The 19455-nt window shown below is 70.7% G+C and carries 20 protein-coding genes; 12 read left to right on the top strand and 8 right to left on the bottom strand.

Annotated features, from left to right (window positions below):
- Positions 1-88 precede the first annotated feature (88 nt).
- Positions 89-997 (top strand): phosphoribosylaminoimidazolesuccinocarboxamide synthase, encoded by a 909-nt coding sequence (locus tag AC07Q9_RS18825; protein ID WP_495311244.1) that lies wholly within the window; start codon positions 89-91, stop codon positions 995-997.
- Positions 998-1012: 15 nt separating this feature from the next.
- Here AC07Q9_RS18825 and AC07Q9_RS18830 read toward each other — a convergent pair whose 3' ends face one another.
- The 4 genes from AC07Q9_RS18830 to AC07Q9_RS18845 form a co-directional block, all read right to left on the bottom strand.
- On the bottom strand, positions 1013-1459 hold the full coding sequence (locus tag AC07Q9_RS18830) for an META domain-containing protein (protein WP_495311245.1): 447 nt from the start codon (positions 1457-1459) through the stop codon (positions 1013-1015).
- A 102-nt stretch (positions 1460-1561) separates the two neighbouring features.
- On the bottom strand, positions 1562-2851 hold the full coding sequence (locus tag AC07Q9_RS18835; protein ID WP_495311421.1) for a type II toxin-antitoxin system HipA family toxin: 1290 nt from the start codon (positions 2849-2851) through the stop codon (positions 1562-1564).
- Between the two features lie 49 nt (positions 2852-2900).
- The gene (locus AC07Q9_RS18840) at positions 2901-3209 is read right to left on the bottom strand and encodes a helix-turn-helix domain-containing protein (protein ID WP_495272719.1); all 309 of its coding nucleotides are present in this window, start codon (positions 3207-3209) and stop codon (positions 2901-2903) included.
- A 132-nt stretch (positions 3210-3341) separates the two neighbouring features.
- On the bottom strand, positions 3342-4262 hold the full coding sequence (locus AC07Q9_RS18845) for a tetratricopeptide repeat protein (protein ID WP_489062810.1): 921 nt from the start codon (positions 4260-4262) through the stop codon (positions 3342-3344).
- A 36-nt stretch (positions 4263-4298) separates the two neighbouring features.
- Here AC07Q9_RS18845 and purE point away from each other — a divergent pair, with 36 nt between their 5' ends.
- The 3 genes from purE to AC07Q9_RS18860 are packed head-to-tail and all read left to right on the top strand — an operon-like array spanning position 4299 to position 7029.
- Positions 4299-4844 (top strand): 5-(carboxyamino)imidazole ribonucleotide mutase, encoded by a 546-nt coding sequence (gene purE, locus AC07Q9_RS18850; RefSeq protein WP_493195069.1) that lies wholly within the window; start codon positions 4299-4301, stop codon positions 4842-4844.
- Complete coding sequence (locus tag AC07Q9_RS18855; RefSeq protein ID WP_495311246.1) at positions 4841-6031, top strand: 5-(carboxyamino)imidazole ribonucleotide synthase; 1191 nt, start codon at positions 4841-4843, stop codon at positions 6029-6031. The genes purE and AC07Q9_RS18855 overlap by 4 nt, the downstream gene beginning before the upstream one ends.
- A complete protein-coding gene (locus tag AC07Q9_RS18860) occupies positions 6028-7029 on the top strand; it encodes an L-threonylcarbamoyladenylate synthase (RefSeq protein WP_495311247.1) in 1002 nt (333 codons plus the stop codon). Before AC07Q9_RS18855 ends, AC07Q9_RS18860 begins: the two co-directional genes overlap by 4 nt.
- A gap of 25 nt (positions 7030-7054) precedes the next feature.
- Here AC07Q9_RS18860 and AC07Q9_RS18865 read toward each other — a convergent pair whose 3' ends face one another.
- The 3 genes from AC07Q9_RS18865 to AC07Q9_RS18875 all read right to left on the bottom strand — a co-directional run bounded on the left by AC07Q9_RS18865 (position 7055) and on the right by AC07Q9_RS18875 (position 10806).
- Positions 7055-8653 (bottom strand): alpha/beta hydrolase family protein, encoded by a 1599-nt coding sequence (locus AC07Q9_RS18865; protein WP_495311423.1) that lies wholly within the window; start codon positions 8651-8653, stop codon positions 7055-7057.
- Between the two features lie 133 nt (positions 8654-8786).
- Entirely contained in the window at positions 8787-10211 is a 1425-nt protein-coding gene (gene dacB, locus AC07Q9_RS18870; protein ID WP_492682259.1) for a D-alanyl-D-alanine carboxypeptidase/D-alanyl-D-alanine endopeptidase, read from the bottom strand.
- A 7-nt stretch (positions 10212-10218) separates the two neighbouring features.
- Positions 10219-10806, bottom strand: a complete 588-nt coding sequence (locus tag AC07Q9_RS18875; RefSeq protein WP_495311248.1) for a GDP-mannose pyrophosphatase — start codon at positions 10804-10806, stop codon at positions 10219-10221.
- Between the two features lie 78 nt (positions 10807-10884).
- On the opposite strand from AC07Q9_RS18875, the gene AC07Q9_RS18880 reads away from it, so the two are divergent.
- The 6 genes from AC07Q9_RS18880 to pyrF are packed head-to-tail and all read left to right on the top strand — an operon-like array spanning position 10885 to position 15658.
- Positions 10885-11652 carry a DeoR/GlpR family DNA-binding transcription regulator gene (locus tag AC07Q9_RS18880; RefSeq protein WP_495311249.1) on the top strand — a complete coding sequence of 256 codons (768 nt, stop codon included), beginning with the start codon at positions 10885-10887 and terminating at the stop codon, positions 11650-11652.
- A gap of 47 nt (positions 11653-11699) precedes the next feature.
- A complete protein-coding gene (locus tag AC07Q9_RS18885) occupies positions 11700-12722 on the top strand; it encodes a DMT family transporter (RefSeq protein WP_495311250.1) in 1023 nt (340 codons plus the stop codon).
- A complete protein-coding gene (gene tsaB, locus AC07Q9_RS18890; RefSeq protein WP_495311251.1) occupies positions 12715-13428 on the top strand; it encodes a tRNA (adenosine(37)-N6)-threonylcarbamoyltransferase complex dimerization subunit type 1 TsaB in 714 nt (237 codons plus the stop codon). Before AC07Q9_RS18885 ends, tsaB begins: the two co-directional genes overlap by 8 nt.
- Positions 13425-13967, top strand: a complete 543-nt coding sequence (rimI, locus tag AC07Q9_RS18895; protein WP_062483095.1) for a ribosomal protein S18-alanine N-acetyltransferase — start codon at positions 13425-13427, stop codon at positions 13965-13967. The genes tsaB and rimI overlap by 4 nt, the downstream gene beginning before the upstream one ends.
- Positions 13964-14800 carry a uracil-DNA glycosylase family protein gene (locus AC07Q9_RS18900; RefSeq protein WP_495311253.1) on the top strand — a complete coding sequence of 279 codons (837 nt, stop codon included), beginning with the start codon at positions 13964-13966 and terminating at the stop codon, positions 14798-14800. Before rimI ends, AC07Q9_RS18900 begins: the two co-directional genes overlap by 4 nt.
- 33 nt (positions 14801-14833) lie before the next feature.
- The gene (gene pyrF, locus AC07Q9_RS18905) at positions 14834-15658 is read left to right on the top strand and encodes an orotidine-5'-phosphate decarboxylase (RefSeq protein WP_062477481.1); all 825 of its coding nucleotides are present in this window, start codon (positions 14834-14836) and stop codon (positions 15656-15658) included.
- On the opposite strand, the gene AC07Q9_RS18910 is transcribed toward pyrF, so the two are convergent.
- Positions 15655-16389 (bottom strand): helix-turn-helix domain-containing protein, encoded by a 735-nt coding sequence (locus AC07Q9_RS18910; protein ID WP_099793925.1) that lies wholly within the window; start codon positions 16387-16389, stop codon positions 15655-15657. The genes pyrF and AC07Q9_RS18910 overlap by 4 nt on opposite strands.
- Positions 16390-16529: 140 nt before the next feature.
- Between AC07Q9_RS18910 and AC07Q9_RS18915 the strand changes: the two genes are divergently transcribed.
- Positions 16530-17387 carry a hypothetical protein gene (locus AC07Q9_RS18915; RefSeq protein WP_492682271.1) on the top strand — a complete coding sequence of 286 codons (858 nt, stop codon included), beginning with the start codon at positions 16530-16532 and terminating at the stop codon, positions 17385-17387.
- A 63-nt stretch (positions 17388-17450) separates the two neighbouring features.
- A complete protein-coding gene (locus tag AC07Q9_RS18920) occupies positions 17451-19406 on the top strand; it encodes an MFS transporter (protein ID WP_495311255.1) in 1956 nt (651 codons plus the stop codon).
- Positions 19407-19455: the final 49 nt, after the last annotated feature.

The following is a 19455-nucleotide window of genomic DNA, read 5'->3' on the forward strand; positions in this document are numbered from 1 at the left end:
GCGCGCCGCAGGCCACCGCTCGCGGTGGCTTTTTTCTGCGCGCACAATCCGCTTTTCCCGTCACCGTTTCCCAGCCGAGCATCCGTCCATGACCACCGTTCACACCTCTTCCATCCAGAGCCTGCCCCTGCTTGCGCGCGGCAAGGTGCGCGACAACTACGCCGTCGGCGAAGACCGCATCCTGATGGTCGCGAGCGACCGGCTCAGCGCCTTCGACGTGATCATGGGCGAGCCCATCCCCGGCAAGGGCGAGATCCTCACGAAGATGGCGCTGTGGTGGTTCGACCGCCTGGGCGCGCTGTGCCCCAACCACCTGACGGGCGAGGCGCCCGAAAGCGTGGTGCAGCCCGACGAGGTGGCGCAGGTCACGGGCCGCTCGATGCTGGTCAAGCGCCTGCGTCCGATCCCGGTCGAGGCCGTGGTGCGCGGCTACCTGGCCGGCAGCGGCTGGAAGGAATACCAGGACAACCGCGCCGTCTGCGGCGTGCCGCTGCCCGAGGGCCTGACCAACGCGAGCAAGCTGCCGCGCCCGATCTTCACGCCCGCCGCCAAGGCCGCGGCCGGCGAGCACGACGAGAACATCAGCTACGAGCGCGTGGTCGAGATCGTCGGCCCCAAGCTGGCCCAACAGATCCGCGAAGTCAGCATTGCCATCTACGAGGCGGCGGCCCAGATCGCGCTCACCAAGGGCATGATCATTGCCGATACCAAGTTCGAGTTCGGCCTGGACGAGAACGACACGCTGGTGCTGATGGACGAGGTGCTCACGCCCGACAGCTCGCGCTACTGGCCGGTCGAGGGCTACGAGGCCGCGCTGGCCGCCGGCACCAACCCGCCGAGCTACGACAAGCAGTTCGTGCGCGACTGGCTCGAAGCCACCAAGATCAACGGCAAGCCCTGGGACAAGACGCCCCCGGCGCCGCGCCTGCCGGCCGAAGTCATCGAGAAGACGGCCGCCAAGTACCGCGAGGCGCTGGACCGTCTCACCCACGGCTGATCTGGTTTTTCGTCTTTAACGCGTCGTGCCGCTGCTGAGCAGCGCCACGGTGCGGCCGCTGCCATCGAGCAGCGCGAGCCGCCCCGGCGCCAGCCGGTAGCTGGTCGTGTTCTGCAGCGCCGACAGGAACTGCGCCTCGTTGGCGCCGCGCACTGGGTCGGCGCAGGCCATGCGGGTCGCGGCCATCTGGCCGAGCTTGAGCGACACGCCCGCGCGCGTGAACGACCCCGTGACGCGGTTGCAGCCGCCCGAACCACTGACCCGTCCGCTGTTGCGGTCGAATTGCAGCTGCGCATCGCCGCCGGGCGCGATGGGCTCGTCGCCCAGCTGCACCAGGCGCCACACCGGCCCTTCGATCGGCTCGTCGAGGCTGATGCCGCTGCCGCAACCGGTCAGGGCGGTCAGCAGCAGCGCGGCCGAGGCAATGGCGGGGAGCGCGGTACGGCGGGCGAAGGAACGCATGGCCAATTTTCCTTTTCAATCTGCAACAAGTTAAAACCGGCGCCATCGTATGCGACGCCGTGGCCGGTGCGAAGACAGGCCCGATGGCGCATCCGGGCTTCTTCAGGCCCCGAGGGCGGCCAGGGCCACGCCGCCCGCGAGGCGCGCCTCGACGCAGCGGCGCACGCTGGCCGGCGTGCCGTCCTGGGCCAGCAGCGCGGGCCACTCGGCCTGGGCCTGGCGCACCGTGTCGCGCGCGATGGCCATCAAGCGCGCCGGCCGCAGCAGCCCGGCCGCGCGCAGCAACGCCTCCAGCGCCGCCCCGTCGAAAGCGCGCAGCGTGGCGTCGATGGCGCGGTTGACGCCGTAGTCGCGCGCCGGCACGTACTCGAAGAAGGCGGCCACGCAGACCGGGTCGTACAGCGGCGCGAGCACCGGCGCCACGCCGTCGGGGTAGCGCAGCGCCCAGTTCTTCAGGTGCGCGTCGCTGTTGCCCAGCAGGATGAAGGCGACCAGGCGGCGCATGCACTCGCGCACGTCGGCCACCGGGTTGGGCGACAGGCGGTCGAGCACGCGCAGCATGGCGGGCCAGTCGGTGGCCAGCCCCCGGCCGTACTTCTGGCGCGGCTCGTACTGCAGCACCTGCGCGAACTCTTCCATGTGGATGCGCCCGCCCTCGGGCGTGCGGTCGAAGCGGCGCACCGCCAGGATCTGCGCGAAGGGCACCTGCTCGGGCAGGTCGGCGTCGGCGCGGTCGATCACATGGGCCTGCGCGCAGTCGAGGCCGAGCGCGCCGCACAGGCGGTAGCCGGTGTATTCGTTGGCGACCAGGTCGGGGTGGCGCGTGCTCGGCAGCTTGAGGATGAACGAGCCCGCCGCGCCGTGGCGCTTGACCACGTAGCGGCGCCCGTCCTGCACCGCCGAGAACTTGGTCACCACGCCGGGGATGGCGGCGGCGTCTTCCACCGGCATCTCGACGAAGCCCGGTTCGAGCACGTCGAGCCCCAGCGCCGTGTGCCAGTGGCGCACGGTGTCGGGAATGCCCTCGGACGTGGGCACCGGCTCGACCTCGAGCGCGCCCATGAGGTCGTGGCCGGCGGCGGCCAGCAGCTCGAACTCGTCGTCGGCCGCGCAGCCGCGCTGCTGCGCCAGGCGCTCGCGGTTGTGGCCCTCGGGCAGCAGGTTCTGGAAGTAGCTGGGCCAGCGGCCGTCGCTGCGCGAGACGCGGGCGTCGCGCGCCGAGGCGAGGATGGCGCGCGTGGCCGCCTCGTCCGCGCCGCGGTAGGCCAGCGACAGCGTGGGCCGGCCCGCGTCGGCGATGTAGGCCTCATCGAAGGACACGCGCAGGATGTCGCCGTACTGCGAGAGATACCCGATGGCGCGCCGCCCGCCACCGGGCAGGTGCAGGTGCATCCGCAGGTAGCGGATGCCGGTGTTGAAGGCGGCGCGTGTGCTCACCGCCTCACCGGTCTTCGTCGGCCAGGCTCTGGGCGATGGACGGCGGCGCGCCCACGCCCGCCGGCTGGCCGAGCAGGCGCCCGCCCGAGCGCACGAAGTCTTCGAGCTGCGGGCGCAGGCTGGCGGGCACGGGCATCAGCTCGAGCCCCAGCACGCGCGCCATTTCGAGCAGCGTCGACAGGCGCGGATCGATCTGCCCGCTTTCGATGCGCTGCACCGTCATGCGCGACAGCCCGGCGCGCGTGGCCAGCGCCTCCTGGCTCAGGCCGCCGGCCTTGCGGGCTTTTTCGAGTTCTTCGGTCAGTTGGAGCATTGCGATGCGCTTTTATCGGAAATTGAGTAGCAATGCTATCTATATGGGGCGGTGGCGGCAATAAAAAAGCGACCCACAGGTCGCTTTTTTGTTCAATTGCGCACTGAAAGGCGCAATGCGTCGTTCAGCCGTTCAGCTCAACACCACGCTACTGAGGCGGCGGCGATAAGTGGCGACCACCGGATCGTCCGGCGGAATCTGCCCGTCGGCCACCTTCACCTTCGGCGGCTCGATCACGTCGAGGATCGCGATGTAGGTCTTGCGCGCGAGGTCTTCGCTCCAGCTCTTGTCGCGCATGAGGATGTCGAGCAGTTCGTCCATCGCGTCGGTCCAGCGCTGGGCGGCCATCAGCAGGCGGGCGCGGTTGAAGCGGGCGTCGAAGTCGCGCTTGTTGACGGCGATCTTGTCGTCGAAATCGCCCAAAGTCGGCGCGGAGCCTGTAACGGGTGCTGCGAAATCGATGGCGTCCATCCAGCGCTGCAGCGAATCGAAGCGGCGCACCAGCGTGGTCTTGGCGATCACCGGCGCAAAGGCGACCTTGGCGTCGTCGATGCGGCCTTCCTGCAACAGCAGCTTGATGTAGTCGAAGCGGGCGTCATCGTTGGCCGGGTCGGTGGCCACGGCGTGCTGCAGCTTTTCGAGTGCGCCCAGGGTGTCGCCCTCGGCCAGCGCTTCCTGCGCGGCGGCGCCTTCCGAAGCGGCTTCGGCCTCGTCGGCGCCCGGCACGTGCTTGTCGAGGAATTCGCGGATCTTCTCGGCGGGAATGGCGCCCACGAAGCCGTCCACCGGCTGGCCGTCCTTGAACATCACGCAGAACGGGATGCTGCGCACGCCGAACATCTCGGACAGCTGCGAGGAAATCTGCGGCACCTTGTCGGCGTCCAGCTTGGCCAGCGTGAAGCGGCCGGCGTACTCGGTTTCGAGCTTTTCGAGCACCGGACCGAGCTGTTTGCAGGGGCCGCACCATTCGGCCCAGATGTCCAGCAGCACCGGCGTGGCGACCGAGCCTTCGATCAGCTCGGCCTGGAAATTTTCGAGAGTGATGTCGATCATCGGGAACAGCTGGGGGTGAAACGTAAAATTGAAACCATGAACGAAACCATTCAGGTCGGTGTAGTGATGGGCTCGAACTCCGATTGGGAGACGATGCGCCACGCGGTCGAGATTCTCCAGCAATTCGGAATCAGCCACGAAGCGAAGGTGGTCTCGGCCCACCGGATGCCCGATGCGCTGTTCGCGTACGCCGAAAGCGCCGCCGGGCGCGGGCTCACCGCGATCATCGCGGGAGCGGGCGGCGCGGCCCACCTGCCGGGCATGCTGGCCTCCAAAACCACGGTGCCGGTGCTCGGCGTGCCGGTGGCCAGCCGCCACCTGCAGGGCGTCGATTCCCTCTACAGCATCGTGCAGATGCCCAAGGGCGTGCCCGTGGCCACCTTTGCCATCGGCACGGCTGGCGCGGCCAATGCGGCGCTGTTCGCCGTGGCGATGCTGGCGGTGAACAACCCGGCGCTGCGCGCCCAACTCGACGCCTTCCGTACGGCCCAGACCGCCGCGGCGGAGGCCATGGTGCTGCCGCCGCCCGAAGCGGGCGCGCCGGTGTCGCCCTTCTCGCCGCAAGGCGGGGGTGCACTGTGAGCACCGGCCATTCGGGTGACCTGCCCATCCTCCCGGGCGCCACGCTCGGCGTGCTCGGTGGCGGCCAGCTCGGGCGCATGTTCGCGCACGCGGCCCAGCGCATGGGCTACTTCACCGCGGTGCTCGACCCCGACGCCGACAGCCCCGCCGGCCGCGTGAGCCACCACCACATCCACACCGACTACGCCGATGTCGACGGCCTCGCCCGCCTCGCCGGCCTGGCCGACGCGGTGACGACCGAGTTCGAGAACGTGCCCGCGCCCTCGCTGGAGCACCTGGCGGTGGCGCGGCCGGTGTCGCCCGCCGCCTCGGCCATCGCCATCGCGCAGGACCGCATCGCCGAGAAGGCGCACTTCACGCGCTGCGGCGTGCCCTGCGCGCCCTATGCCGTCATCGAGACCGCGGAGCAACTGGCCGCCGTCGACGACCAACTGCTGCCCGGCATCCTCAAGACCGCCCGCCTGGGCTACGACGGCAAGGGCCAGCAGCGCGTGAAGACGCGCGCCGAGCTGGTCGAGGCCTGGCAGGCCGCCGGCTGCGTGCCCTGCGTGCTCGAGAAGATGCTGGCGCTCGAGTTCGAGTGCTCGGTGATCCTGGCGCGCGGCCGTGACGGCCAGATCGTGCATTTCCCGCCGCAGCGCAACCTGCACCGCGACGGCATCCTCGCCGTGACCGAGGTGCACCCGCAGAACATGCCCAAGACCGTGGCGCAGGGCGCGGTCAATTCCGCCAAGAGCATCGCCAGCGGCCTCGATTACGTGGGCGTGCTGTGCGTCGAGTTCTTCGCGCTGGCCGACGGTTCGCTGGTGGTGAACGAAATGGCGCCGCGCCCGCACAACAGCGGCCACTACACCATGGAAGCCTGCGACGTGTCGCAGTTCGAGCTGCAGGTGCGCACCCTCGCCGGCCTGCCGCTGACCGCGCCGCGCCAGCACAGCCCCGCCGTCATGCTCAACCTGTTGGGCGACCTGTGGTTCCCGGACGGCGCGGCCGACGGCAAGCCGGTGTCGCCGCGCTGGAGCGAAGTGCTTGCCGTGCCCGGCGTCCATCTGCACCTGTACGGCAAGCTGGCGCCGCGCCGCGGCCGCAAGATGGGCCACCTGACCCTCACCGGCGCCACGCTCGAGAGCGTGCGCGCCAATGCCTCGCAGGCCGCGCTGCTGCTGGGCCTGCCGGCGCTCGCATGATCCTCGACGGCCACGCTCCCGACGCCATCGCCGAGGCCGCGCGCGTGCTGCGCGCGGGCGGGCTGGTCGCCTTCCCGACCGAGACCGTCTACGGCCTGGGCGCCGACGCCAGCAGCGACACCGCCGTCGCCGGCATCTTCGCGGCCAAGGGCCGGCCGGCCGACCATCCGCTGATCGTCCACGTGGCGGCGGGCGCCAAGGGCGCGCAGGCGCTGTCGCGCTTCGCCCAGCCGCTGCCGCCTTTTGCGCAGAAACTCGTGCAGGCCTTCTGGCCCGGCCCGCTCACGCTGATCGTCACGCGCCAGCCCGGCGTGGGCACGGCGGCGGCCGGCGGGCAGGACACCATCGGCCTGCGCTGCCCCGCGCATCCGGTGGCGCAGGCGCTGCTCGAAGCCTGCGCCGAGCAGGGCGTGCCCGGCCTGGCGGGGCCCAGCGCCAACCGCTTCGGCCGCGTCAGCCCGACCACGGCGCAGCACGTGCACGACGAGTTCGGCGACGCGCTGCTGGTGATCGACGGCGGTGCCTGCGAGGTGGGCATCGAATCGACCATCGTCGACTGCAGCCGGGGCGCGCCCGTGCTGCTGCGCCCGGGCCTCATCACGCGCGACCAGATCGAAGCCGCCGTCGGCGAGCCGCTGCGCGACCGCGAGGTGCTCGACACGCCCGACCCGCGCGCCTCGGGCACGCTGGAGGCGCACTACGCGCCCGACGCCAAGGTGCGGCTCATGGACGCCAAGGCGATCCAGACCGGCCTCGATGTGCTCGGCGCCAACGCCGCGCACATCGCCGTGTGGACGCGCAGCAGCGTGCGCAGCCGCTCGCAGCGCGTGCTGCTGCGGCGCATGCCCGACGACGCCGCCGCCACCGCGCAGCAGCTGTTCGCGGTGCTGCGCGAATTCGACGCTCAGGGCGTGAAGCTGATCTGGGTCGAGACGCCGCCCGACACGCCCGAGTGGGAAGGCGTCAAGGACCGCTTGCAGCGCGCTGCAGCGGCCTGATCAACGCCTCTCAGGCCACGGGGGTTTAGCCCCCGGCCGCCAACACACCCTGGAAGAACCCGCGCGCTGCCGCCAGGCAGAACGGCGGCGCCAGCGTGCCGTGGTACGCGGCCGTCACGGCGCGTGCCTTGTCGGCGGCGCTGCCCGGCGTGCTCTGCGTCAGCAGGTCCTTGGCCTGCGCGAAGCCGGCGCGTGCCGCCGAGTAGCTGTCGGTGGTGCCGCGGTCTTCCAGGTCGACCACCGCGAGCGCGGCGGCGGGCATGCCCTTGGCGCGGAAGTAGCCCGCGGTGGCGCGCGTGCTCAGGAAGTTCACGGTCGGGTCGTTCGCGCCGCTGCACAGCAGCATCGGCTTGGTCGGCACCCAGTTGCGCAGGTCGTTGGCGATGGCTGCCTTGCGGAAGCCCGTGGACGGCTTGCAGTCCAGCGGCGAGGCCGAACTCAGCGACGCGGCCGTGGCCGGCAGCGCGTTGCCGGGGCAGGGGTTCGACTGGATGTCGGTGGCCGCCTGCGTGAGGAAGCTCTGCTTGATGAGGTTGTTGGCGCCGTAGAAGATCGACAGCTCGGGGCTCACCGGGCCCGGCTTGCCGTCGGCCGGGAACAGCGCCAGCTGCGGCAGCTTGCCGCTGGAGAACAGCGTGCCCGGCGAGAGGGTGGGCAGCAGGGTGTCGATGCCGGTGGCGTACTGCGCTTCGTAGACGTCGCTGGTGCTGGTGTAGACATTGCCGAACTGCTGTTGCCAGCTGGTCGACAGCAGCGGCACGAACAGGGTCGAGCCCAGTGCGGGCCAGCCCAGGTAGGTGTAGTCGGTCAAGAGGCTGATGGCCGAGGGCGCGGCCAGCGGGGCCGAGGCCGTCACGGTCTTGCCGGTGGCCTGCATCTCGCGGTGCGCGGCCATCGCCACGTAGCCGCCCTGCGAATAGCCGGTGATGAACAGCGAACCGGCGTCGTTCGCGCCGATGTCCGAGAAGGTCTTGCGCGCCGCGGTGAGCGCATCGACCATGTCCTTGCCCTGCTGGTCGCCGTTGAGGTAGGGGTGGTAGGGCAGCGTCGACTTGTCGTAGCCCGCGTAGTTGGGCGCCACCACGATGTAGCCCTGCGCCGCGAACATGGCGGCCACCATCAGCCCTTCGCCGGCGGCCGGCTGGGTGGTGTCGGTCCACTTGGCGAGGTTGTAGTTGCGCGCCGGCGTGGTGCCGTGCGCGTACAGCACCACCGGGCGCGCGCCGCTGCAGGCGACGTCGGAACCCGAGGGCACCATGATCGCGGCGGTGGCGTTGGTGGCTTCGTTCTTGCCGCCGACGGTGCGGTACTCGAGGTAGCGCATGTCGACGCCGCACTTGGGCGCGCCGGTGACCTGCAGCAGCGCCTTGCCCTGGTCGGAGGCCTGCAGGCTGGCCCTGAACTGGTCGGCCGTGAGCTTGGTGCCCTGCTCGGGCGGGCTGGTGACGACCGTGCCGCGCCCGGTGTCGCTGCCGCCGCCCGGCGGCGGAAAGCCGATGCCGCCCCCACCACCGCCGCCCCCGCCGCAGGCGGCGAGCAGCAACGTGGCGCCGGCGAGCGTCGCCGTGGCGGTGACCCGGCGGGCCGGGAAGGACGAGGGCTGTGAATGCCGTGGGTGCTGCAAGGTCAAGACGCGTCTCCTGGAGTTGTATCGAAAACGAACGAGCGTCCGATTCTGGGCAGCGCCATGGCCGCGCGCAAGCAGCGTTTGCGAGCAGAACCTATTCAGTAGCGGGGCGGCTCGGGCCCCGTCCGAATCACTGGTCCTGCGCGGTCCAGTCGATCAGCGCGTCGAAGGCGGCGCGCGCGGCGCCGGCGTTCTCGCCATTGGCGATGGCCACCAGCACGTAGCGCCGGCCGCTCGCGCCGTGCACGTAGCCGGCCACGCCCGAGGCGTCGCGCAGCGTGCCGGTCTTCAGGTGCGCCGCGCCGCCCGAGCGCAGCGTGCGCCGCTTCAGCGTGCCGTCCACGCCCATCGCGGGCAGCGAGGCCACCAGCTCGGGCATCACGGGCGAGCGCCACGCCACCTGCAGCATCTTGCCGAGCGCGGCGGCGCTGATGCGCTCGTCGCGCGACAGGCCCGAGCCGTTCTCGAACACCGGCGAGGCCTCGCCGGTGCCGATGCGCTCGCGCCACCACTGGCCCAGCGCGCTGCGCGAGGCCTCGAAGGTGCCGCGCTGCTTCTGCGTGAGGCCCAGCGTGAGGAACACCTGCTGCGCCATCACGTTGTTGCTGTACTTGTTGATGTCGCGCACCACCTCGGCCAGCGGCGGCGACTCGAAGTCGAAGGCCGGCTTCAGGCCCGCGGGCACGCGGCCCTCGCGCATCTGGCCGCCCACGCGCCCGCCCATCTCGGCCCACATGCCGCCGATGGCGCGCAGGCTGTAGGTGCGCGGGTCGGCGTAGGCCACGGCCCAGCTCTTCTCGCCGCAGCCCGTGGGAAAGCCGCCGTTGAAGCGGATGCGGTTCACGTCGCTGAAGTCGGGCTTGAGCGCGCCGCGCCAGTCGCCGCATTCGCCGGGCGCCAGCGGCACCGTGGGCGGCATCGCCACGCTGGCCAGCGGGGGCTCGTAGCTCACGCGCGCGAACTGGCCCGCGCGGTCGGGCGCGAAGGTCATGTTGACCGACTTGAAGTTCACCAGCAGCGCATCGGGCGAGGCGTTGTAGGGGCGCAGCGGCTCGCCGTCGAAGGCGGCCGGGTCGTTCTCGACCGTGGTCTCGAAGGCGCTGCGGTCGATCACGATGTCGCCGCTCACGGTGGTGATGCCCAGGCCCTGCACATGGCGCAGCAGCAGCCACACGCGCTCCAGCACCAGCTTTGGGTCGCCCTGGCCCTTGATGTAGAGGTTGCCGTTGAGCACGCCGTTGGCCACCGAACCCTCGACGTAGACCGGCGTGTTCCAGCTGTAGGCCGGGCCGAGCAGGTCGAGCGCCGCGTAGGTGGTCACCAGCTTCATGATCGAGGCCGGGTTCACCGGCACCTGCGAGCGCCAGGCCAGGCGCGGCGCGCGGCCGGCGTCGGCATCGGCCACGAGCAGGGTCACGGCCTCGCGCGACACCTTGGCGCGCGCGAGGGCGGCATCGACCTGGGGCGGAAGGGCTTGCTGGGCGAGGGCGCCGGCCGGGGCCAGCAGGGCGAGGGTCAGCGCGAAGGTCTGCGCACGGCGGGAGGCAAAAGGCATCCGCGGATTATCCCGGCGGGAACACGTGCAGCTTCGCGTGGTACAGCAGCATGATCGTCTTGGCGTCGGCGATGCGGCCGTCGGCCACCATGGCCAGCGCCTCGTCGATGCCCAGTTCGAGCACCTCGATGTCCTCGCCCTCCTCCGCCAGCCCGCCGCCCGCGTCGACGCGCATCGAGGCCTCGTAGGGCGCGACGAAGAAGTGCAGCTTCTCGGTTACCGAGCCCGGGCTCATGAAGCTCTCGAACACCTTTTGCACGGTGCCGAGCCGGTAGCCCAGCTCTTCTTCCACCTCGGCGCGGATGCGTTCCTCGGGCGCGGCGTTGTCCAGCAGGCCCGCGGCGGCCTCGATCAGCAGGTCGTCGTGGCCGTTGACGAAAGCCGGGTAGCGGAACTGCCGCGTGAGCAGCACCGTGCGCTGGCCCAGGTGGTAGGGCAGCAGCGTGGCGCCGTTGCCGCGGTCGTAGGTCTCGCGGTGCATGCGCTGCCACTCGCCGTCGTTGCGCCGCCAGTCGAAGGCGGTGGTGCGCAGCGTGTACCAGTTGTCGGACAGGAGGGTGACTTCGTGCACCCGGACGCGGTCGTGAATGGTCATGGCGGCGAGCATAGAACCGAGTTCGTGCAATATCAAGAAGATTCGTGCAATAGCGTGCAAGTCCGTTACCATCGGCCCATGCTCACCCGACCGCGCAAGCAACACATCCTCTCGGTCCTGCGGCGCGACGGCCAGGTCGTCGCCAAGGCGCTCAGCGAAGAGCTGGCCCTGTCCGAAGACACCATCCGCCGCGACCTGCGCGAGCTCGCGGCCGAAGGGCTGCTGCAGCGCGTGCACGGCGGCGCGCTGCCGGTCGCGGCGGCCGAGGCCGATTTCAGCGGGCGCCAGCAGCTCGCGCCCGACGAAAAAATGGCCATCGGCCGCGCCGCCGCGCGCCTCGTGAAACCGGGGCAGGTGGTGTTCATCGACGGCGGCACCACGGCCGTGCAGCTGGCGCGCCACCTGCCGCTCGCGCTGCAGGCCACGGTGGTCACGCACAGCCCGTCGGTGGCGGTCGAGCTGGCGGCGCACGCCGGCATCGAGGTGGTGCTGATCGGCGGGCGGCTCTTCAGGCATTCGATGGTGGCGGTCGGCGCGGCGGCCATGGCGGCCATTTCGCGCATCCATGCCGACACGTATTTCATGGGCGCCACCGGCGTGCACGCCGAGGCGGGCCTGACCACGGGCGACGCGGAAGAGGCCGAGATCAAGCGCGCGCTGATGGCCGCGGCGGCCGAGACCGTCGTGCTGGCTTCGTCCGAAAAGCTCGGGGCTGCGTCGGCGTGGGTGGTCAGTCCGCTGGCGGACGCGACGCAGCTGCTGGTGGCGCCGCAGGCCCCCGAGCAGGCGCTGGCGCCGCTGCGCGCGGCGGGGCTGGCGATCCTGCGCGCCGACGAGGCCGGCTGATTCGCCCCGCCCCTGCGCGGCCGGGGCCTGCCCTCGATAATGGCGGGATGCCCGCCGCGCCCCCGCAGACCTCCCCGCCCCTCCTGTCTCCCCGCATGCTCGGCATCGGCGCGGCCGTGGTCACCGTCGTGGTCTGGACCGCCTTCATCCTCATCGCGCGCGCCTCGGCCGCGCGCTCGCTCACGCCCTTCGACCTGGCCTTTGCGCGCGTCTGCGGCGCCAGCCTGGTGCTGGTGCCCTGGGGTGCGTGGCTGGCGACCAAGCACCGCGGCGCGGTGTCCTCGTTCTTCGGGTTGTCGCCGCTGTCGCTGCGCGTGACCGCCACCGCCGGCATCTTCGGCGGCGTGGCCTACGCCCTCATCGCCTACAGCGGCTTCTTCTTCGCACCGGCCGGCCATGCGGCCGTGCTGATGCCCGGCAGCCTGCCGCTGTGGACCACGCTGCTGGCCGCGCTGGTGCTGCGCGACCGCATCACGCCCACGCGCGCGATCGGCCTGGCGATGATCGTCGCGGGCGACCTCGTGGTCGGCGGGCGCAGCCTGCTGCACGCCTTCGAGGGCGGCGAGGTCTGGAAGGGCGACCTGCTATTCATGGGCGCCGCCTTCTGCTGGGCCTGCTACAGCGTGGTGGCGCGCCGCCACGGCCTGGACGCCGTGCGCGCGACCATTGCCATCACCGTGTTCGCCTTGATGACCTACGTGCCGGTCTACACCTTGCTGGTGGCTTCGGGCGCGGTTGTGAGCCACATCGGCAGCGCGCCGTGGGGCGAGGTCGCGTTCCAGATGGCCTTCCAGGGCGTCGGCTCGGTGGTGATCTCCGGCATCACCTTCACCAAGATGATCCAGCACTTCGGCCCCGTGCGCACCACCATGATCACGGCGCTGGTGCCGGGCCTGTCGGCCTTCGGCGCGGTGCTGTGGCTGGGCGAGCCGATGCACTGGAGCCTGGTTGCCGGCCTCGCGCTGGTGACGGCCGGCATCCTGTTCGGCGTGCGCAAGGCCGCGGCCGTGCGCGTGGCACCGGTCTGCCCGACGCCGTGCCCGGCGGGAATGGGGCGTCCGAATGTCTGACAAGCTGCTGGCCTTCGACACGAGCACCGAGCACCTGTCGGTCGCGGTGCGCCACGGCGACCGCGTGCTGGCGCACAGCGGCGTGGGCGGCGCGCAGGCGTCGAGCACGCTGCTGCCGTTGATTCGCGAACTGCTCGCCGACGCGGGGCTCGCGCTGGCCGAGCTCGACGCCATCGTCTTCGGGCGCGGCCCGGGCTCCTTCACCGGCCTGCGCACCGCCTGCTCGGTGGCGCAGGGCCTGGCCTTCGGCGCCAAGGTGCCGCTGCTGCCGGTCGACACCCTGCTGGCCGTGGCCGACGAGGCGCGCCATGCCTTCGGCGCGCAGCGCGTGGTGGCCGTGCTCGATGCGCGCATGGACCAGCTCTACGCCGCGCACTACGACTTCGCCGCCGCCGGCCCGTTCGGCGGCGACCCCGAGCCGCTGCTGCTCGCCCCCGAGGCGCTCGAGGTGCCGGCCGGCTGGGCGCTCGCCGGCAATGCCTTCACCGCCTACGGCCCGCGCCTGGCGAGCGCCACGGCCCGCCATGAAGTGCTGCCCACGGCCGCCGCCATGCTGCGGCTGGCGCCCGCGCTGCTCGCGGCCGGGCGCACCGTGCCCGCCGCGCAGGCCTGGCCGCTCTATGTTCGCGATAAAGTGGCGCAAACCACCGAGGAACGCGCCGCCATCAAGGCTGCTGCCGCTGCCGTTCCGCCGAACCCCGCATGAGCGCTGTCCTCCAGTCCGTCGAAGCCCGTCTTGAACCGCTCACCGTCGAGCGGATCGATGCCGTGTGCGCGGTCGAGCAGACGGCGTACACGCACCCCTGGACGCGCGCCAACTTCACCGATTCGATGGCCGTGGGCTACCACTGCCAGTGCCTGCTGGCGCCCGGCGTGGCGCCGGGTGTCGAGTCGCCCTGCACCAGCCTGGGCGAAACGCTGATCGGCTACTTCGTCGCCATGAAGGGCGTAGACGAGGTGCACCTGCTCAACATCACCGTGGCGCCGGCCTTCCAGCGCCAGGGCTGGGCGCCGCTCATGCTCGAAGCGCTGGCCGGCTGGTCGCGTGGCGAGGGCGCGCTGTGGCTGTGGCTCGAGGTGCGCGAAAGCAACCGGCGCGCGCTCGACATCTACCTGCGGCAAGGCTTTCGCAGCGTCGGCGTGCGCAAGGGCTACTACCCGGCGTTCGACGGCAAGCGTGAAGACGCGGTCGTCATGAGCATGCGCCTCAACGAAACAGGCTCCGCCTGGGGAGCTTTGCGATGACGGACACCGCGGTCCACACCCTGCGCCTGGACGCGCGTCAGCGCGCCATGCTCGACGAGATGGGCGTGAAGGTCTGGTGGCCCGTGCCGCCGGAACCCGAGATCGAAGTCGACGCCGAGCCGGAGGCTCCCGTGGCCGCTGATTCCGGCATGCCCGACATGCCCGAAGGTCCGCCGCTGGAGCTCGACGATCGCGACCAGTCGTACGAGGCGCCCCCGCCGTCACCCTCGCCACGCCCGGCACCCGTCGCCCGCCCCGTGGCCGCTCCGGCGCCGCGTCCCGTTGCGGCACCGCCCGTGGCGCAAGGCGCCGCCGTGCTGGTCGAAGCACCCTGCCGCCTGTACGCCGACAAGGCCGAGGCCACGGCGCCGGTGCAGGGCGGCTGGCTGGTCGTGGCCGACATGCCGCCCGAGGCCGATGGCCGCCACGGCGAGCCCTTCGCGGGCGACGCCGGCCGCCTGCTCGACAACATGCTGCGCGCGTTGAAGTTGCACGACGGGCGCACGCCCGTGCACCTGATGCGCACGCACCGCGGCGTGGCCGCCGGTCAGCCCGGCAGCCCGCAGCCGATCGACGCCGCCTTCGACGCCCACGCGGCGGCGCTGGCGCCCAGCGTCGTGCTGGCCATGGGCCCGCTGGCCGCGCAGAGCCTGATGCAAAGCCGCGATCCGCTGGGCAAGCTGCGCGGTCGCGCCGTGCCGCTGGCGTCGGCCAATGGCGTGCCGGTGGTGGCCACGTACCACCCCGCCTACCTGCTGCGCAACCCGGCCGACAAGGCCCGCGCCTGGGCCGACCTGTGCCTGGCCGCCGAGCAGGCCACCCCTTCGGCCTGAGGTCGGCGGGCGGGGTCCGTAAAATCGGGCCTCATGACTTTCCTCGACAAGCTGGCCGCTGCACAGCAAACCAACGGCTCGCTGCTCTGCGTGGGCCTCGACCCGGAGCCCGCCAAATTCCCGGGGGCGTACAAGGGCGACGCCAGCCGCATCTATGACTTCTGCGCGCGCATCGTCGACGCGACGGCCGACCTGGTCATCGCCTTCAAGCCCCAGATCGCCTACTTCGCGGCCCACCGCGCCGAAGACCAGCTCGAACGCCTGATGGAGCACATGCGCCGCAACGCGCCCCATGTGCCCACCATCCTGGACGCCAAGCGCGGCGACATCGGCTCCACCGCCGAGCAGTACGCGCTCGAAGCCTTCGAGCGCTACGGTGCCGACGCCGTGACCCTGTCGCCCTTCATGGGCTTCGACTCGGTCGCGCCGTATCTCCAATACGAAGGCAAGGGCGCCTTCCTGCTGTGCCGCACCAGCAACCCCGGCGGCTCCGACCTGCAGGGCCAGCGGCTGGCCAGCGTCGAGGGCCAGCCCTTCCTGTACGAGCACGTCGCCCGCCTGGCGCAAGGCCCGTGGAACCTCAACGGCCAGCTCGGCCTCGTGGTGGGCGCGACCTACCCGGCCGAGATCGAACGCGTGCGCGAACTCGCGCCGACGGTGCCGCTGCTGATCCCGGGCGTTGGTGCCCAGGGCGGCGACGCGGTCGCCACCGTGCGCGCCGGCTGGCGTGCCGACGCGCCGATCATCGTGAACTCGTCGCGGGCGATCATCTACGCCTCGTCGGGCGAAGACTTCGCCGACGCGGCGAAGAACGCCGCACGCACCACGCGCGACGCATTGGAAGCTGCCAAGCCTTAGTTTCTGCGCAGGCGGGTGAACGCCTCGAACTCCCAATTGCGCATGCCCAGCAGCAGGGTGTAGCCCTCGCGGTCCTTGGCCGACAGCTTCTGGTCGGTCTGGTGCTGCTGCGCAAAGTCTTGCGCCACGCGCTGCAAGCGCTCCAGGAAGGCCGGTGCCAGCGACCGGCTGATCGAGCCGTGCACCAGCAGCAGGCCTTCGGCCGGGCCGTCGAAGCCGCCCTTGTAGTAGTCGAGCACCACGTTTTCGCGGAAGAACTCCATCACCGGGCCGTGCGGGCGCCAGCGGAAGGTCTTGGCGAGCTTCAGGCGGTACCGGTTGAGCGGGCGCAGCTCGATGATGCCGATGCGGTCCAGCTGCGCCAGGCAGCCGATGCACTCGGGCTCGGTGATCCGGTACGACGCCACGATCTGCTCCAGCGTCCACTGGCTCAGCACGCTGATCGCCACCAGCAGCAGCTTCTTGTCCTTGACCACGGCTTTCTCCTGCTCGTGGGTCAGTTCCTTCAGCAGCGGCTGGGCGTCGGCCACGCGCCGCGCCAACTCGGCGAAATCGATTTTCAGGGCGCGGCAGATCGCGTCGACGCGCGACAGCGGCATGTCGCTCTTGGCCAGCATGCGCTTGACGCTGGACTCCGCCATGTCCAGCGACCGGGCCAGGTCGGCATACGTCATGCGGGCGCTTTTGAGTTCGTTCTTGAGGGCCTGGACCAGGTCGACGGTGGTACTCATGTAAGGGGCAGTGCGGGTTGAAGGTATTGGAAAAGGATACCGAAGGGAGTGAAATAGTGCCTCGTATCGATTCTCGATGCCTGGGGGAGGGCTGGCAACTAAATTCCACCCGCCAGCCACCACCCCCACCGAGGAACGCCATGCTTTTGCCCACTCTGACACGCCGCGAACGCGGACTGTTGTTCACCTTCGCGCTGCTCCTGCTCGTCGCCTTCTTCGGCCCGGCGCTGCCGGCCGCCGACGTGGCGATCGCGTCCGTGTTCGCCGACAACCGGCCGCTGTTCCACCTGCCCAACGCGATGGACGTGCTGAGCAACCTGCCGTTCCTGGCGATCGGCTGCCTGGGGCTGTACCGGCTCAACCGCATCGACCGCTCGCACCAGGAGGCGCTGGCCGGGTTCCCGCTGGCGCCGCCCGCCAACGACCCGCCCGACAACACGCTGGACTGCGCCTGGCTGTTCTTCGCCGGCCTGATCGCCACCGCCGCCGGCTCGGCCTTCTATCACCTGATGCCCGACGCGCCCCGCCTCGCCGCCGACCGCGCCGGCATGGCCGTGGCCTTCGCGGGCCTGATCGGCATCGCCGTCTGCGAGCGCGTCAGCCAGCGCGCCGGCTGGCCGGCCGCCTGGTTCGTGCTCACGGCCGGCCTGCTGGCGGCCGAGGTCTGCCAGGAAACCGGCAACGTGCTGCCCTGGGCGCTGGTGCAGTTCGGCGGCATGGGGCTGGTGCTCACGCTGGCGCTGACCCGGCCGATGCGCGGTGCCGTCGGGCTCAAGCTGGGCTGGGTGATCGCGTTCTATGTGCTGGCCAAGGCCTTCGAACTGGGCGACCACGCCATCTACGAAGCCACCGGCCACCTCGTGTCGGGCCACACCCTGAAGCACCTGGTGGCGTCGATGGCCGGCCTGCCCGTGCTGATGGCGCTGTACCGCCTCGAAAAGGGCTGGCGCGCGACGCTGCTGCGGCACAATCCCGACCCTGCCGCGATTGCGGTGTGACGCGGCCTGACCACCGGAACGCCGGTGGCGCAGCGGTAGAAGACAAAGAGGAGATTGCATCGCATGACAACCCCCGCCGCCGCCGCGCCCGCGCCCGTGGTTCATGAGGCCAACGCCCACGCCAACCAGTTCGCGCTGCTCGGGCAGCGGCGGTTTGCCCCCTTCTTCTGGACCCAGTTCGCGGGGGCCGCGAACGACAACCTCTTCAAGTTCGCCTTCACCGTCATGGTGACCTACCAGCTGCAGCTGAGCTGGATGCCACCGGCCATGGCGGGGCTGGTGATCGGTGCGCTGTTCATCCTGCCGTTCCTGCTGTTCTCGGCCACGGCCGGGCAGCTGACCGACAAGTTCGACAAGACGAAGATGATCCGCTTCGTCAAGAACCTCGAGATCGTGATCATGGTGATCGCCGCCTGGGGCTTCGTGCGCGCCGACGCGGTGGTGTTGCTGGGCTGCGTGTTCCTCATGGGGCTGCACTCCACGCTGTTCGGGCCGGTCAAGTTCGCCTACCTGCCGCAGGTGCTCGACTCGCGCGAGCTCACGGGCGGCAACGGCATGGTCGAGATGGGCACCTTCGTCGCCATCCTGCTGGGCCAGGTGGCGGGCGGGCTGCTGGTGGCGATGCCGCAGATCGGCCACACCACGGTGGCCGTGGCCTGCCTGCTGCTGGCGCTGGTGGGGCGCGGCGTGGCGCAGGCCATTCCGCCCGCGCCGGCCACCGACCCGGGCCTGTCGATCAACTGGAACCCCTTCAGCGAAACCTGGCGCAACCTGATGCTGGCGCGCGAGAACATCGTGGTGTTCCGCTCGCTGCTGGGCATCTCGTGGATGTGGTTCTTCGGCGCGGTGTTCCTGAGCCAGTTTCCGAGCTTCGCAAAGGAAGTGCTGCACGGCGACGAGCAGGTGGCCTCGCTGCTGCTGGTGGTGTTCTCGGTGGGCATCGGCGTGGGCTCGCTGCTGTGCGAGACGCTGAGCCGCCGGCAGGTGGAAATCGGCCTCGTGCCGTTGGGCGCCATCGGCATGAGCGTGTTCGCCATCGACCTGTACTTTGCCTCGCGCGCCTTGCCGCCTTCGGCCGGCATGGGCCTGGGCGCTTTCGTGCACCAGGCCGCGCACTGGCGCGTGATGGCCGACCTCGCGCTGCTGTCGCTCTTCGCGGGCCTGTACAGCGTGCCGATGTACGCACTGATCCAGCTGCGCAGCCAGCCCACGCACCGCGCGCGGATCATCGCGGCGAACAACATCCTCAACGCGCTCTTCATGATCGGCAGCTCGGTGCTCGCGGGCGCGCTGCTGGGCGCGGGCTTCACCATTCCGCAGATCTTTTTGTTCACCGGCATTGCCAACGCGGTGGTGGCGTTCTACATCTTCATGCTGGTGCCCGAGTACCTGCTGCGCTTCGTGGCCTGGGTGCTGTCGCGCTTCGTCTACCGCTTCGACATCCAGGGCGACCAGCACATCCCTACCGAGGGCGCCGCCGTGCTGGTGTGCAACCACGTGAGCTTCATCGACGCGGTGCTGCTGATGGCCGCGAGCCCGCGCCCCATCCGCTTCATCATGGACCACCGCATCTTCAAGGTGCCGGTGCTCGGCTGGCTGTTCAAGCTGGCCAAGGCCATTCCGATCGCGCCGCAGAAGGAAGACCCGGCCGCGTACGAGGCGGCCTTTGCCAAGGCCATCGGCGTGCTGCGCGAGGGCGACCTGCTGGGCATCTTCCCCGAAGGTGCGATCACGCGCGACGGCGAGCTGCAGCCCTTCAAGGGCGGCGTGATGAAGATCCTCGAGGGGGCGCGCGCCGAAGGCATCGAGCCGCCCGTGGTCCCGATGGCGCTGACCAACCTCTGGGGCTCGTATTTCAGCCGCATCGAGCTGCGTGGTGGTGAGCGCGTGGCCATGGCCAAGCCCTTCCGCCGCGGCTTCTTCAGCCGCGTGGGCCTGCGCGTGGGCCACCCCGTGGCGCCGCAGGAGGTGCAGCCCGAGACGCTGCGCCAGCGCGTGGCCGGCCTGCTGGCCTCCTGAGGCGCGCGCCCCAAAGTATCTCTTCGGGATACTGCGGGGCACCAGGATC

The sequence above is a fragment of the Variovorax sp. GW821-FHT09A10 genome (assembly GCF_059418385.1).

What these genes read in the sequence shown, in the direction of transcription:
- AC07Q9_RS18825 (WP_495311244.1), top strand. Translation starts at nt 89, where the DNA reads ATGACCACCGTTCACACCTCTTCCATCCAGAGCCTGCCCCTGCTTGCG.
- AC07Q9_RS18830 (WP_495311245.1), bottom strand. Translation starts at nt 1,459, where the DNA reads ATGCGTTCCTTCGCCCGCCGTACCGCGCTCCCCGCCATTGCCTCGGCC.
- AC07Q9_RS18835 (WP_495311421.1), bottom strand. Translation starts at nt 2,851, where the DNA reads ATGCACCTGCACCTGCCCGGTGGCGGGCGGCGCGCCATCGGGTATCTC.
- AC07Q9_RS18840 (WP_495272719.1), bottom strand. Translation starts at nt 3,209, where the DNA reads ATGCTCCAACTGACCGAAGAACTCGAAAAAGCCCGCAAGGCCGGCGGC.
- AC07Q9_RS18845 (WP_489062810.1), bottom strand. Translation starts at nt 4,262, where the DNA reads ATGATCGACATCACTCTCGAAAATTTCCAGGCCGAGCTGATCGAAGGC.
- purE (WP_493195069.1), top strand. Translation starts at nt 4,299, where the DNA reads ATGAACGAAACCATTCAGGTCGGTGTAGTGATGGGCTCGAACTCCGAT.
- AC07Q9_RS18860 (WP_495311247.1), top strand. Translation starts at nt 6,028, where the DNA reads ATGATCCTCGACGGCCACGCTCCCGACGCCATCGCCGAGGCCGCGCGC.
- dacB (WP_492682259.1), bottom strand. Translation starts at nt 10,211, where the DNA reads ATGCCTTTTGCCTCCCGCCGTGCGCAGACCTTCGCGCTGACCCTCGCC.
- AC07Q9_RS18875 (WP_495311248.1), bottom strand. Translation starts at nt 10,806, where the DNA reads ATGACCATTCACGACCGCGTCCGGGTGCACGAAGTCACCCTCCTGTCC.
- AC07Q9_RS18880 (WP_495311249.1), top strand. Translation starts at nt 10,885, where the DNA reads ATGCTCACCCGACCGCGCAAGCAACACATCCTCTCGGTCCTGCGGCGC.
- AC07Q9_RS18885 (WP_495311250.1), top strand. Translation starts at nt 11,700, where the DNA reads ATGCCCGCCGCGCCCCCGCAGACCTCCCCGCCCCTCCTGTCTCCCCGC.
- tsaB (WP_495311251.1), top strand. Translation starts at nt 12,715, where the DNA reads ATGTCTGACAAGCTGCTGGCCTTCGACACGAGCACCGAGCACCTGTCG.
- rimI (WP_062483095.1), top strand. Translation starts at nt 13,425, where the DNA reads ATGAGCGCTGTCCTCCAGTCCGTCGAAGCCCGTCTTGAACCGCTCACC.
- AC07Q9_RS18900 (WP_495311253.1), top strand. Translation starts at nt 13,964, where the DNA reads ATGACGGACACCGCGGTCCACACCCTGCGCCTGGACGCGCGTCAGCGC.
- pyrF (WP_062477481.1), top strand. Translation starts at nt 14,834, where the DNA reads ATGACTTTCCTCGACAAGCTGGCCGCTGCACAGCAAACCAACGGCTCG.
- AC07Q9_RS18910 (WP_099793925.1), bottom strand. Translation starts at nt 16,389, where the DNA reads ATGAGTACCACCGTCGACCTGGTCCAGGCCCTCAAGAACGAACTCAAA.
- AC07Q9_RS18915 (WP_492682271.1), top strand. Translation starts at nt 16,530, where the DNA reads ATGCTTTTGCCCACTCTGACACGCCGCGAACGCGGACTGTTGTTCACC.
- AC07Q9_RS18920 (WP_495311255.1), top strand. Translation starts at nt 17,451, where the DNA reads ATGACAACCCCCGCCGCCGCCGCGCCCGCGCCCGTGGTTCATGAGGCC.